Annotated in this window: 11 protein-coding genes; 3 read left to right on the top strand and 8 right to left on the bottom strand. The window is 51.3% G+C overall.

Annotated features, from left to right (window positions below; all coding sequences use genetic code 11):
- Positions 1-4 precede the first annotated feature (4 nt).
- Positions 5-3814, top strand: coding sequence for a response regulator (locus JWJ90_RS09625; protein WP_205227006.1), 3810 nt, complete (start codon positions 5-7; stop codon positions 3812-3814).
- A 100-nt stretch (positions 3815-3914) separates the two neighbouring features.
- The gene (locus tag JWJ90_RS09620; RefSeq protein ID WP_205227005.1) at positions 3915-5003 is read left to right on the top strand and encodes a response regulator; all 1089 of its coding nucleotides are present in this window, start codon (positions 3915-3917) and stop codon (positions 5001-5003) included.
- A 99-nt stretch (positions 5004-5102) separates the two neighbouring features.
- Here JWJ90_RS09620 and JWJ90_RS09615 read toward each other — a convergent pair whose 3' ends face one another.
- The 6 genes from JWJ90_RS09615 to JWJ90_RS09590 all read right to left on the bottom strand — a co-directional run bounded on the left by JWJ90_RS09615 (position 5103) and on the right by JWJ90_RS09590 (position 10824).
- Positions 5103-5654 carry an NADPH-dependent FMN reductase gene (locus tag JWJ90_RS09615; RefSeq protein ID WP_205227004.1) on the bottom strand — a complete coding sequence of 184 codons (552 nt, stop codon included), beginning with the start codon at positions 5652-5654 and terminating at the stop codon, positions 5103-5105.
- Between the two features lie 139 nt (positions 5655-5793).
- Positions 5794-6087: an EscU/YscU/HrcU family type III secretion system export apparatus switch protein gene (locus JWJ90_RS09610; RefSeq protein ID WP_338032314.1), complete on the bottom strand. Its 294-nt coding sequence runs from the start codon at positions 6085-6087 to the stop codon at positions 5794-5796.
- 301 nt (positions 6088-6388) lie between these two features.
- Positions 6389-6598 (bottom strand): (2Fe-2S)-binding protein, encoded by a 210-nt coding sequence (locus JWJ90_RS09605; protein ID WP_205227002.1) that lies wholly within the window; start codon positions 6596-6598, stop codon positions 6389-6391.
- A 15-nt stretch (positions 6599-6613) separates the two neighbouring features.
- Positions 6614-8257 carry an alpha-amylase family glycosyl hydrolase gene (locus tag JWJ90_RS09600; RefSeq protein WP_205227001.1) on the bottom strand — a complete coding sequence of 548 codons (1644 nt, stop codon included), beginning with the start codon at positions 8255-8257 and terminating at the stop codon, positions 6614-6616.
- A gap of 350 nt (positions 8258-8607) precedes the next feature.
- Positions 8608-10455 carry an excinuclease ABC subunit UvrC gene (uvrC, locus tag JWJ90_RS09595; protein WP_205227000.1) on the bottom strand — a complete coding sequence of 616 codons (1848 nt, stop codon included), beginning with the start codon at positions 10453-10455 and terminating at the stop codon, positions 8608-8610.
- Between the two features lie 57 nt (positions 10456-10512).
- Positions 10513-10824 (bottom strand): hypothetical protein, encoded by a 312-nt coding sequence (locus JWJ90_RS09590; RefSeq protein WP_205226999.1) that lies wholly within the window; start codon positions 10822-10824, stop codon positions 10513-10515.
- A 191-nt stretch (positions 10825-11015) separates the two neighbouring features.
- Here JWJ90_RS09590 and JWJ90_RS09585 point away from each other — a divergent pair, with 191 nt between their 5' ends.
- Positions 11016-11252: a hypothetical protein gene (locus JWJ90_RS09585; protein ID WP_205226998.1), complete on the top strand. Its 237-nt coding sequence runs from the start codon at positions 11016-11018 to the stop codon at positions 11250-11252.
- A gap of 13 nt (positions 11253-11265) precedes the next feature.
- Here the strand turns inward: JWJ90_RS09585 and JWJ90_RS09580 are convergent, their stop codons facing one another.
- Together JWJ90_RS09580 and JWJ90_RS09575 are read right to left on the bottom strand one after the other, a co-directional pair.
- Positions 11266-11622: a DsrE family protein gene (locus JWJ90_RS09580; protein ID WP_205226997.1), complete on the bottom strand. Its 357-nt coding sequence runs from the start codon at positions 11620-11622 to the stop codon at positions 11266-11268.
- A gap of 2 nt (positions 11623-11624) precedes the next feature.
- A complete protein-coding gene (locus tag JWJ90_RS09575; protein ID WP_205226996.1) occupies positions 11625-13262 on the bottom strand; it encodes an ABC transporter ATP-binding protein in 1638 nt (545 codons plus the stop codon).
- Positions 13263-13379 lie beyond the last annotated feature (117 nt).

Here is a 13379-nt window from a genome sequence, read left to right as displayed (position 1 = left end):
AGGCATGCCCCGCAGACCGACGTATGAAGAGTTGCTTGAAAAGGTAAGGAAACTGGAGGAAGAAAAGGCTTCCTGGAGAGACTCGTTCCCTCTGGCGGTAGGTAAGCAACTTTCCGGACAAGCGGGATCGGTGCGGGGAGAAGACGAAGAAGTGGTCTTGGCCAAAGACAATCTCGCCTCCCTGATCAATGTTGCAGGGCTGCAGGCGCTCATGGATGATATTTCTACGTTGACAGGTATGACGACCGCCATCATCGATTTTCAGGGGAACGTACTCGTGGAATCCGGCTGGCGGGATATTTGTACCAAATTTCATCGAAAAAATTCTCTGTCTGCCCGTCATTGCCGTGAGAGTGATCTTTTTCTGGCCCCACCTGTCAAACAGGGAGAGTTTGCCGAATATCAGTGTAAACATGGCCTGAGAGATGTTGTGACCCCACTCTATATTGGCAATAGGCCCATGGGAAATATCTGCACCGGCCAGTTTTTTTATGCGGATGAGATCGTGGATGAAGAGCGCTTCATCCGACAGGCGCAGACATACGGTTATGACCAGGATGCCTATCTGAGTGCCCTGCACATGGTACCGCGATACAGCCGGGAGGAGGTGCGCAGCCTGATGCAGTTGTTGGTGAAGTTCGCTGACTACATATCCTCATTCAGCTCAACAAGAATGCAGCTGGAAGCGGAAATTCAGGCGCGTATACGGGGGGACGAAAAGATACGACGAAGCGAGCGTTTCCTCTCAGCCGTCATCGAAAATATACCCAATATGATTTTTGTGAAGGAAGCGAAGAGTCTTCACTATATCACTTTTAACAAGGCAGGCGAAGAACTGGTTGGTTTTTCCCGTGAAGCCATGATCGGCAAAAATGACTATGATTTTTTTCCAAAGGAGGAGGCAGACTTCTTCACCGGTAAGGACCGTGAAGTATTAGAACAAGGGCAATTTGTCGATATTTCGGAAGAAACAATCCAAACCAGATTGAAGGGGAAAAGGATTCTCCACACCAAAAAGATTGCCATTCCCGGGGAACAGGTGCAGGCAGAATATCTTTTGGGAATTTCTGAGGACATAACTGAGCGCAGGCATGCGGAAAAAGCGTTGCGGGAGAGTGAAGAGCGGTTTCGCAGTATCTTTGATAATGCAAATATCGGTATCCTGGTCGCGGATATTGCCTCCCAAAAGTTCTATCTGGCCAACGATACTCAGTGTCGCTTACTTGGCTACGACAGAGTAGATCTGCTCAGATTGAAAGTTGGGGATTTGCACTCCCCCGATGATCTTCCGGAAGTGCTGGAGTGGTTTCAGCAACAGGCTGACAAGGAATGCAGCCTTGTTGAGGACGTGCCTGTACTCCGTGCCGACGGGAGGACCATCTATGTCGATATTTCCTCTTCACCGATGGTTTTAGACGGGCGTTCCTGTGTGGTCGGTCTCTTTATGGATGTTGGTAAACGGAGGGCTGCCGAGATGGAGCTGGAGCGTCACCGTCATCACCTTGAGGAATTGGTGGAAGACCGCACCCACAAACTGGAAGAGGCTAACCGTGACCTTGAGGAGGCCCGACGCGAGGCTGAAGATGCCAACCGAGCCAAGTCGGAATTCCTCTCCAATATGAGTCACGAAATTCGGACCCCGATGAATGCCATTCTTGGCATGAGCCATCTGAGCTTGAAGACCGAGCTTACCCCCAAGCAGCGGGATTACCTGGTTAAAATCGATAAATCGGCCAAGTCGCTTTTAAACATCATTAACGATATTCTCGATTTTTCCAAAATTGAAGCCGGAAGGCTGGAGATTGAATTTGTCCCCTTTTTTTTGGATGATGTCTTGGAGAATCTGTCCAATCTGATTTCAACCAAAGCGCAGGAAAAGGGGCTTGAATTTATATTTGAAATAGACAGCTCAGTTCCCCCGTATCTGGTTGGGGATCCGTTGCGATTGGGGCAAATTTTGATCAATCTCTGCGGTAATGCGATTAAATTCACCAATACTGGCGTCGTCGTGGTTTCAGCGTTCCGGGTTGAGCGGAGTGCAAGAGGACAAACAATCCAATTCATTATCTGCGATACCGGGATCGGCCTCAGTCCCATGGAGCAGAGTAAACTTTTTCAATCATTTTCCCAGGCGGATACCTCCACCACCCGGAAGTATGGAGGCACCGGTCTTGGGCTTGCGATCTCCAAAAAATTGATCGAGTTGATGGGCGGGGATATTGGCGTGATCTCCGAGCAGGGAGAGGGCAGTACCTTCTGGTTCACCATAGATTTTGGCCTGCATGAGCAGGGTATGAATGAAATCCTTGTGCGGCCTGCTTCCTTTCGCGGGGAGCGCATCCTGATTGTTGATGACAATCTCACCACCCTGCAGATTTTACAAACCATGGTTGAGGAATTTGGTTTTGAAGTACGTTGTGCCAGCTCAGGGACTCAAGCATTAGAGATTTTGGAACAGGCAGACGAAAAACCGTTTTCTCTGGTGTTGATGGATTGGAAAATGAAAGGGATGAGCGGTATCGAAGCCGCAGGAAGAATGCTAGAGAATCCCCGTTTGAACAAGCTGATCACCGTGATCATGATTACCGCCTATGGCCGCGAGGAAATTATGCGTCAGGCATTGGCGATGGGCATTGAAGGGGTTCTGGTCAAACCGATCAATCAATCCACCCTGTTCAACACGATTATGGCAGTATTTGGAAAAGAAGGGGACAGGCTCAAACAGGGGCCGACTGGTGAACAATTTGATACGGCTCAGCTTGCATCGCTTCGAGGAGCCCGTATTCTTCTGGTTGAGGATAACGAGATCAATCAACAGATAGCCCGTGAGCTACTGGTCGGAGCCGGTTTTGAGGTCGCAGTGGCCAGTAATGGTGAGCAGGCCGTGACCATGGTTGAGGACGAAGCCTATGATGCCGTGCTCATGGACATTCAGATGCCGGTGATGGATGGCATAAAGGCGACTCTGCGAATACGCAGGACAAAATCCTCGGCTGAACTTCCCATTATTGCTATGACAGCACACGCCATGGCCGGAGATCGTGAAAGAAGCCTTGATGCGGGAATGAACGACCACATCACCAAACCAATCGATCCAAAACTGCTTTTTGAAAGTCTGCTGCGTTGGCTTCCTTATCGGCAGTCCGCACTGGACGCCGGGAGGAAGGGGAGAACAGCCTCCTGTCCAGAGGATTGGGAGATGTTTTCCACAGATCATTTGCAGAAGCTGAAAGGGCTTGATTGGCGGGAGGGACTCGCACGGGTTGGGGGGAATCACAAGCTCTATAAGCAGCTTTTACGGCAATTTTATCAAAGTTATACCCAAGGAACAGAGGAAATTGAAACGCTCTTTTCCACAGGAAAGTTGGAGCCGGCTATACGACTTGCCCATTCAATCCAAGGGGTTGCCGGTAATCTGGGAGCACACGATGTGCAGCGTTGGGCAAAGAAAGTGGAACTGGGGCTGCGAGAGAACGTTCTTGCCAAGGATGATCTGGTCAGCCTGAGGGAGGCTTTGGCTGTTGTTTTTGCCTCGCTTTCGGAAATGGTCCAGGAGGTCGAAGAGAAAGCTCCAGAGAGTACGATTATTTCTTCCCATGAAGAACTGGTCGCCTCTATCAAGGCGATTATTCCCTCCCTCAAAGCGCAAAAACCCAAGCCAAGCAAACAGTGCATGGAACAGATCAGGCAACTGAAGTGGTCTGACTCTTTTCGAGAAGATATCCGAGCTCTCGGGAAGTTTGTCGGCACCTATAAATTCAAGGAAGCATTGAAGGTAGCAGAGACGATTTTTACCCATCTTGAAGAGGTATAACATGACGAATCGGGCTGGCTGGAGAAAAAAATTTTAGAGTATCTCCGGCACCCTTTCTTGTGACAGATTCGCCATTTATTCAATCTAAAGAGGCAATGCAATGGTTCAAGATACACAATCAACGGTGCTAATTGTCGACGATGTTGAAACCAACATCGATATTATGGTGGAAACTCTGGGGGAGGAGTATGACCTGAGTGTGGCTATCGATGGTTCTGCCGCACTGGAGCTGGCGATGGAGACTTCACCGGATTTGATTCTGCTGGACATTATGATGCCTGGGATGGATGGATATGAAACCTGCCGACAGCTGAAGGCGAGCGAGAAAACGAAAGATATTCCCGTTATTTTTCTCACTGCCATGACGGAAAAGCAGGATGAGGCGCGGGGATTGTCACTCGGTGCTGTCGATTACATCACCAAACCCTTTAGCCCTGAACTGGTCAAAGCGAGAGTGCGCAACCAGCTTGAACTCAAACGGCATAGGGATAATCTCGAAGCTCTTGTTCAGGAGCGCACCAGAGAGCTGCAATTGACCCAGGAGGTGACGATAGAGAGCATGGCGACTATTGCAGAGTATCGGGACCCGGAGACTGGCGGGCATATTCAACGGACTAAACGCTATGTGAAGGCTCTGGCTGAGCAACTTAAAGAACACCCAAAATTTGAAGCCGAGTTCTGTGATACAACCATACATATGCTCTACTTATCAGCGCCTTTACACGATATAGGCAAAGTCGGCGTTCCGGATATGATTTTGCTGAAACCCGGAAAACTCACGACGGAAGAATTTGATGAGATGAAGAAGCACGCAATTTACGGTCGTGATGCTATTCGTGCGGCGAATACGAAGTTGGGGATCGATTCTTTTCTCAAGATCGCCGAGGAGATTGCCTATACCCACCACGAAAAATGGGATGGGAGCGGGTATCCACAAGGGTTGAAAGGACAGGATATTCCTTTGGCCGGTCGTTTGATGGCTGTTGCTGATGTCTACGACGCCTTAATCAGTAAACGCGTGTATAAGGCACCTTTTCCCCACAGTAAGGCTGTCTCGATCATCGAAGAGGGACGGGGGAACCATTTTGATCCGGATGTGGTGGATGCATTTATCCATATTGCCGACAGGTTTCGTGAACTGGCTCTAGAATTTGCTGACTTTGAAGAGGAACGTGAGGCTTTGCGTTAAATCAGAAAAAATCCCCGGCAGAGAGCCTGCCGGGGAGATCCGCTCAACAAGAGTTGCCCAACCCAGGAGAGCAACCCCGTGCTGTCACGGATGCGGTTTTTACCCGGCCTGACGTTTAACCCAGGCCTCAAAGCGATCCATCCACTGCTGGAGAAAATCTCGGCTACCTTCTCCAATGCCTCCATCAGCCGTAAAAAAACCTTCCTTATTCTGGAGGAATACCTCGGGTTGCCCCATGGTGGTCACATCCAAGTAGGCGAGGATGTTACGTAGGTGCTGTTGTGCCATGGCCGTGCCAGAGGGGCCGATGGTAATCCCAACAACTGCGCCGGGTTTTCCCCCCCAGACACTTTGCCCATAAGGGCGAGAAGCGTGATCCAGTGCGTTTTTGAGAACACCGGGAATGGAACGGTTGTATTCCGGTGTGACAAAAAGCAGGCCATCTGCCTTTTGGATGGTTTCTTTAAATGCGACAACCTCGGGAGCCGGGCTGACGTCGTCATCCTGATTGTACAGGGGGAGATTGCCAATTTCAGCCACTGTGAATGTAAAATCTTTAGGCGCGAGCTGCGCCAGGGCCGTGGCAAGTTGACGATTAAAAGAATCTTTACGAAGGCTGCCGACAACAACAGCAATGGAATATTGACGCATACTGTACACCTCGATCTATAAATAAGGTGCAACGCTCAAGACGATGCACGAGAAAATTCATTTGGTTTAAGGCAGTTAAGTCCATAGAGCTGCGTACAGTTTGAACTATGTGAATGCGAGAGGAGAATGTCAATAATGATTATTTATAATCATTCGTTTGTTTATACTTTTCATTGACCGAGTAGACAAAGGCAAGAACCTCGGCAACTGTCTGGTACAGATCAGCAGGGATCTCTTCACCCAGAGGGACCTTGGAAAGCAACTCAACCAGATCTTTATCCTCTTTAATGACGACCCCGGCCTCCTTTGCGGTCGCAATGATCTTTTCGGCCACCAGGTTGGTGCCACTGGCAGTTACCCGCGGGGCATCGGAGGAATCCTGCTCATAGAGCAGGGCAACAGCTTTTTTGGGGGACGTATCTTCGCTTGTCACAGTCATTCTCCTCGCAAATGGGATCGTGCTTGCCCACAATCGGTCTTTGCAGTGGAGTATAGCCCAAATCCCTGGAGGAATACATAAGGGCATCTTGAATAATTGCTTTTTCTGCCAATCCCGCGGAGTCTGGCGCTTACCTCGTCATATGTAAAATTTTATCCTCGGAGGTAAGCGAAGACTCCGATATCAACTATATGCCTGCGGTAAAATTTTACACAATCCTCGAAGTCTACGCTTATCTGGCCTTGATTGAAAAATCTAATTATTCAAGACACCCATAAGGAGAGCGTGAAAAAAATTAGGAAAAGGATGCCTGGGCGAGCAACTCCGCAATTTTTTCTCCACAGCGTTTGCCCTTGCAGGACCCGTCTCCGATCCCGCAGGCCTTCTGCACTTCCGCAACCGTCATTGCCCCCTGTTCAATGGCTTCAAGCAAGCGGATCAGTTTGACCCCTTTACAGATACATCCTGGTTTCAGGCGGGCCATTGTACGTGCGTCGGGTTCCATCTTTAATTCTTGTTTTTACTTTTTTCTTCGTAAAATTCGTATTTCGTACCCATTCATGGGAACCTGGGCGAAGTGTCGTCCGGCCTGTTGGAGCACCGGTGTTGTCCAACCTGGGGTGAGCAGGTCTTCAAAAGTACTATCCTCAGGGCTTACGTTGGCATCAAGTGTAACGTAATCGTTGCGGGGCTGGGGATCAAGGTTGAGGCAGACCAATATTTCCGTGTCAGCAAGAATGCGTGAGTAGGCCAGGGTGCAGCGACCATCCTGCGGATAGCCAAAGTCCTGGCCGTTACCCGAAATTTCTCGAAAATAGAGGCGTCCGTAACGTAAAGCCGGTGCTTCCTTCCGCACAGCGGCAATGTGGGCTATGGACTGGTAGAGTTGATGCGCGGGGTTGAAAAAATGGTGGCCGGTTGTTTCAAAACCACCCCAGCTGCCACCAAACATGCATTCGCGCACAAAGGCATCGTTGTTGCCTCCTCCATCAAATCCCTGTTCCGTCCCGTAATAGATGCAGGGGACCCCCGGTGTAGTGAGCAGGTAGCCCAAGGCGAGGATTGCCTGCTGTGTTTGCGGATTTGCGTGGAGAAAACGCCGGTACGGACGCGACATCTGGTCATGGTTGTCGATAAAGGTGACAAAATACTGACCTGATTCACCATGATCGGCATAGAGAGTATGGAATCGTTCATACCGCTCTCTGAGTAGCGCTGGTGAGGAAAATCCCTTGATGATCTCTTCCAGAATGAAATAGAGGGGGAAGTCCAGGCAGGCATCAAGCGAGGGAAAGCGCTCACCCGTTCCTGGAATACGGCTGTTACGGCCAATATAGCGCTGCAGGACCGTATCATCTGCCACCACTTCGCCAAAGAGAAAGAAGTTGTGTTTACCTATGCTACGGCAGTATTCGCGAATGGCATTGCAGAAAAGAGCCGTGGCGGAGGATTCCATATGCTTGACCGTGTCGATGCGGAACCCATCCACATCGGCGGTTTTGATCCAGTATTTATAGACCTGAATCAGGGTGTCGAGTACATCTGGACGATTGAGTTCCAATTCTTTGAGGCTTAAAAAGTCGCCGTTAATCGCCTCCTGCTCGTCACTCCAGTTGCGTATCTGGCCTCGTCGTTTGTAGCAGTCTGGTTGCTGCAGTTCCTGTGGCCAAACCGCATCATCGCTTTGAAAATCAGGTCCTTCACTGGTTTTTCGCCAGAAACCAAAGTCAAAGGGGCCGGGAGCTTGATGCCAGTAATAATAGGGATAATCGCCAGGGTAGGCCCAGTTGTCGCCCGTGTGATTGATGATGATATCCAAAATGACATACATGGAACGGTCGTGGGCTGCCTGGACCAGCGCCTGCAGGTCTTTACCGGTGCCGAAACGTGGATCGACCTGGAGAAAATCCTGAATACCGTAGCCGTGATAGCTCCCCTCTGCTTCCTGGCGATTCTTGAAAACCGGGCTGAGCCAGATGGCGTTGACTCCCAGGCCCTGCAAATAATCGAGCCTGCGCATGATTCCTTTGAGATTGCCTCCCTGAAAGACTGCGCCCAGGGAAGGATCGCGGCCCATGGGCGTGTTCTGGGGATCATAGGCGGGAATATCCTTTTGGTTGTTATCAAAACGATCGACCAGTAAAAAAATAAATGAACTGATCACGCCAGTCCTGGGGAGAAGGAAAGACAGAAGGTGGTGGGGAGAAGTCAAGGGATTGCGCTGAAACAGGTGCAGGTGCCATGGAAAACCTCCTTTCAATAAAGGGCATCTTGAATAATTGCTTTTTCTGCCAATCTCTGCGTCATGCTGAAAATTTTATCCTCGGAATATCAACCATATGCCTGCGGTAAAATTATCAGCAATCCTTGACCTTGATTGAAAAATCTAATTATTCAAGACACCCTAAAGACTTTCGGGGCAATGAATGATCCTGTACCATACCAGCAAAACGACGTCAGGCGTGTGGATAAAGAGTTGATACCGATTAGGTAGAGAGGGTATGCACTAAGAAATCAGGTGTCCTCCGGGTGTAACTGGCTGAAAATATGTTTGGCCAATTCCGGACCAATGCCCGGGGCCTGCGCTAATTCTTCCACCCCGGCCTCGGTGATGCGTTTGAGTGAACCCATGTGCTTCAACAATACCTTTTTTCGCTTGGGCCCGATCCCTTCGATGGCATCAAGTTTTGAGGTTAGTTGCTCCTTACCGCGGAGTTTTCGGTGAAAGGTGATGCCAAAGCGGTGGGATTCATCCCGGATACGCATCAGATAGAGGAGGACAGGGGAGTGGGCGGGGAGAAGGATCGGGTTTTTACGACCGGGCTTGAACAGTTTTTCCCCCTCATCGGCCTTTTCCTTGGCAATGGAGACCAGGTCAATGCGGCCAAGCAGGTCATACCGGGCAAGCACATCATAGGCCACCTGCAACTGGCCCTTGCCACCATCGATCAGCAGCATGTCGGGCAGGCGATCCTCTTCCACCCCTTTACTCATGCGCCGATCCAGCACCTCGCGCATCATGGCGTAGTCATCGGGGGTATCCTGGCTGCGAATGCGATAGTGGCGGTAGAGTTTGGCCGCCTTTTCCCCATGCACAAAGCAAACCAGAGAGCCAACCGCCTGTTTGCCAAGAAGATTGGAAATATCCAGGCATTCAATGGTCTCAGGCTGGTTCATCAGCCGGAGTTTGGCAATGAGGCTGGCAGACAGTGTCTTCCAGCTCTGCTCTTTTTTCGCCTTTTCCGAAAATATCTGGGCGGCATTGGCAGCAGCCATCTGCATCAGCTGCATCCGTTTTCCCCGCTGGGGAGTAAGTAAGGAGACCGGCCCTTCGCGTAACTCTGCAAGGCGTTCACCGATAAGCTCATGATCTTCCAAGTCAAAGGGGAGCAGGAGTTCCCGGGGAGGCTGCCGCTGGGGAGAATAATACTGGAGAATCGTCTGCGCAAGCAGGCTGTCGTCCTCGCCAATGGGGTCGGCCAGAAAAAAGTTTTGGGCTCCGGTGATCATGCCGCCGCGGATAAAGAGCATGGCAATGCCTACGGCGGCATCCTGACGATGGATACCAAAGACATCCTGATCCATGTAATGATTGGCGACAATGGCCTGGTGCTCGATGGTTGTGCTCAAGCCCTTGATCTGATCGCGGTATAGTGCCGCCTTTTCAAAGGCTAGATCCCCGGCTGCCTGCTCCATCTTAGCCTGGAGTTCCTTGATCACCTTGTCGACCCTTCCCTCCAGGATCAAGAGCACAGCCGCAACCATCTGCTGATATTCGGGCCGAGTCACCTTACCTGCACAGGGGGCGAGGCAGCGACCCATCTGGTAATTGAGGCAGGGGCGTTCCCGTTCGCGCAGGGTTTTACAGCGGCGCAGTGGGAACTGGTTATAGAGCAGAGCCAGGGTGGCACGCATGGCCGTGGTGGAAGAGTAGGGGCCAAAGTAGCGGTTACCATCGCGCAGCCGTTTACGGGTGACAATAACTCGTGGCCAGTCCTCACGCACCGTCACCTTGATCATGGGGTAGTTCTTGTCATCGCGGAGAATGACATTGTAGCGCGGACGGTGCTGTTTAATCAGGGAGGCCTCGAGAATGAGCGCCTCTTTTTCGGTTGTGGTGAGGATGGTCTCCACCCGCTGCACATGGGAGAGCATGACCGCGGTTTTGGAGTGCGGCGCCCCCTTGTAATGCGCATACTGGGCTAAGCGTTTACGCAGGTCGCGGGCCTTGCCCACGTAGAGAACCTGTTTTTTCCCAAGCATCTGGTAGACCCCGGGGCCATGACTGACCGTGGCCAGGAATTCACTGGAGAGCGGAGACTGTTTTTGGTTGTCGTGCTCCGAAGATGGCGGTGTGCTCAATGTGACTGCCCTCTGGCAAAAACAGGGTGATGGGGGACAAAAGAAATTGCTTCAGCATCATACATGGTTGCAGAGATCTTGAGCAATTTGGCTTTGTTTGACCGGATCCGGTTCATCCAGGACGAGGGTGTAATTCCAGCATTGCTCCGCAAGCTCTGTTTGCTCACTCAAGCTGAGACGGGTATCCTCCATGTTGTCCGTGGCCTGCACCTTCAATGGGTTCACTTGAAAACCGGCTCGGTGGCCTCGTGGGTGTGCATAGGCGGGGAGGAGGACTCCTCCTGTCCGGGATAAGGGGGCTGATTTGGTGAAAACGGTAAACGTGTAAGCTGAGCCACTCTTGCCGGTGAGCGACCAAGTCGATTCCATGAGCATTGTTTCAAAAGATGTTAAGGATGTTTGGTTGTATGGCCAACGAGAAAAATTTGTGGGTGAAAGAAAGACAGAGCTTGCGAAAAGGGGCCACAAATGGTTTGAACCGCAAGAACAGCAGGTGCGCGGGTGAATCACAGGTGTGAGTGACCGCCCCTTTCGAACCATCTTCACTGGCAGGACCGAATATGGCCTTTTGTAAGTACTACCGAGTAGAACAGCAACCACGCCAACGCGAGGTTCACGCGAGCTATCGTGAAACCAAAGGAGGGTTTCTTTTTATCCCTTTCTGTGCCCACCCCTCTGGGGAATTTTCGCTGACCAATGTCCGTTTCTGGCCAGATGCCGCCAACCGACTCAAATGCCAGGGAAACATTGAAAAATGCCAGCTTGAGGCCGGGCCTCCGCAAACGAATGAGCAGTGAGATGTTTTAAGGGTTATGGTTTGATATAAGCATACCCGTCTTGCTGAAGCTCAATCAGGGCGACCACGCCCGCAGGCACTATTTCACAGCCATCAATGATGTTGTCCGGGTCAATATTGAATTTATTGAGCGCGTTGCGGCAGACCTTGAACGCGACCCGTTGCTGCTGCAAGCGCCAGATTTCGTCACGAAAGGGGGCGCAGGCGTCATTATCGAGCAGGGTGACGGCCGGGCCATTGAAGAGCAAGATCAGATCATAGTGTTTTTCCGGGATGGCGCGAATCAGATTGCCCACGTTGGCAAGGGCAATATTCAAGGGCTTGGCCTCGTCCATATCGACGTGAAAGACAGCACGGTAGGTCATGGGCATTTTTAATTCTCCAGACGTTTGTTCAGGTGAAAGGCGGCGTCAAAGAGCCGCTTGGTATATTCCTGTTGTGGGTGAGCAAAGAGTTCAGCAGCCGGGCCTGCCTCCACAATGCGGCCGCGGCGCATAACAGCCAGCTGATCGGCCAGCGAGCGTACCGTCCGTAGATCGTGGGTAATGAATATATAGGTCAGCTGATAGCGTTCCTGCAAATTTTTTAGCAACTCAAGGATCTGTTTCTGGATGGTCATATCCAGAGCGCTGGTGGGCTCATCCAGAATCAAGAGTTTTGGTCGCAGGATCAATGCCCGGGCGATGGCAATGCGCTGGCGCTGACCTCCGGAAAACTCATGGGGAAAACGTCCGGCCAGCTCTGGATCAAGCTCCACATCAATCAGGGCCTGGGCAACGAGTTGCTCCTGCTCTTGACGATTTCCCCCTATGCCGTGCACCCGGAGCCCCTCGGCCACTATCTGGCCAATGGTCATGCGAGGAGAGAGCGAGGAAAAGGGATCCTGAAACACGATCTGCAACTCTTTTCGCAAAGGACGAAAATTTTTGTTGTTCAGTGAAGAAAGCTGGTGGCTGGCTCCCTTGCCGGGGGTGTAGACAACCTTGCCCGTGCATTTCTGTAAACCGAGCAGACACAGAGCCAGGGTCGACTTACCTGAGCCCGATTCTCCCACCAGTCCCAACGTCGTTCCCTGGTTGAGACTGAAGCTGATCGTGTCCACCGCCTGTAACACCTTTTTTTCCCTTGTAAACCAGCCCGTCCAGGTCGTTTTCATGTGAAAACTGCAGCAGAGATCCTCTACGGCGATAAGAGGGCTCCCCCCCTGGCGTGTTCTCTGGGTTCCCTGGGGAACGGCCGCCAGTAAGTGTTTGGTGTAACTATTCCGGGGATGAGTAAAAATAGTCTCCACATCCCCCTGTTCAACAATATTCCCCTGGTGCATGATAGATACCTGGTCGGCTATTTTGCGAACCATGGGGAGATCGTGGGTGATGAGCAACACCGACATGCCAAACTCCACCTGAATGTCTTTGATCAACCGGAGAATCTGCTGCTGGATGGTCACATCCAGGGCGGTTGTCGGCTCGTCGGCAATGAGCAGGGTGGGGCGACAGGCAAGGGCCATGGCAATAATCACCCGCTGTCGTTGACCGCCGGAGAGCTGATGTGGATAACAGCTGATGCGGTACTCGGGGTTTTCGATACCTGTCCGCTCAAGCAACTGCAGTGCCTGGGCATATGCGTCTTTTTTACTCAAACCCTGATGGAGGGTGAGGGGCTCGATCAGTTGGTTGCCAATGGTATAGACCGGATTGAGCGAGGTCATCGGCTCCTGAAAAATCATCGCAATCCGGTTACCACGAAGTTGGCGAAGGGCCCGTTTGTTGAGGGTTGTAATTTCCTGGTCTTCAAAACGAATTGAGCCGCTGCTCTGTGTCTCGTTTGTCTCGTCCAAAAGACGAAGGATGGAAAGCGCGGTCACCGATTTGCCCGAGCCGGATTCACCCACCAGGGCGTGGGTTTGCCCTTTGGTCATTGCCAGGTTGATGTCGTGCAGCACCGGGGTCGTTTCACCGGTGCTGCCAACAAAGCTGAGGGAAAAATTGTCAAGTGTGAGTAAAGGAGCCATGCCTGCGTAAAAAATGGTAGGACGTTCATGCCTTAGCGTAGAGGTACTCTACCCGAGGCGTTCTTGCGGGGCAACTCAAACCTGAATAACGGATTCAGGTTGAAACTCAAGGCGATT

It is taken from the genome of Desulfobulbus rhabdoformis (assembly GCF_016919065.1).
GTDB classification, from domain to species: domain Bacteria; phylum Desulfobacterota; class Desulfobulbia; order Desulfobulbales; family Desulfobulbaceae; genus Desulfobulbus; species Desulfobulbus rhabdoformis.
This window is presented reverse-complemented; position numbering and strand designations above follow the sequence as displayed.

Coding starts and splice junctions, on each gene's coding strand:
- JWJ90_RS09625 (WP_205227006.1), top strand. CDS start 5: ATGCCCCGCAGACCGACGTATGAAGAGTTGCTTGAAAAGGTAAGGAAA.
- JWJ90_RS09620 (WP_205227005.1), top strand. CDS start 3,915: ATGGTTCAAGATACACAATCAACGGTGCTAATTGTCGACGATGTTGAA.
- JWJ90_RS09615 (WP_205227004.1), bottom strand. CDS start 5,654: ATGCGTCAATATTCCATTGCTGTTGTTGTCGGCAGCCTTCGTAAAGAT.
- JWJ90_RS09605 (WP_205227002.1), bottom strand. CDS start 6,598: ATGGAACCCGACGCACGTACAATGGCCCGCCTGAAACCAGGATGTATC.
- JWJ90_RS09590 (WP_205226999.1), bottom strand. CDS start 10,824: ATGGAATCGACTTGGTCGCTCACCGGCAAGAGTGGCTCAGCTTACACG.
- JWJ90_RS09585 (WP_205226998.1), top strand. CDS start 11,016: ATGGCCTTTTGTAAGTACTACCGAGTAGAACAGCAACCACGCCAACGC.
- JWJ90_RS09580 (WP_205226997.1), bottom strand. CDS start 11,622: ATGCCCATGACCTACCGTGCTGTCTTTCACGTCGATATGGACGAGGCC.
- JWJ90_RS09575 (WP_205226996.1), bottom strand. CDS start 13,262: ATGGCTCCTTTACTCACACTTGACAATTTTTCCCTCAGCTTTGTTGGC.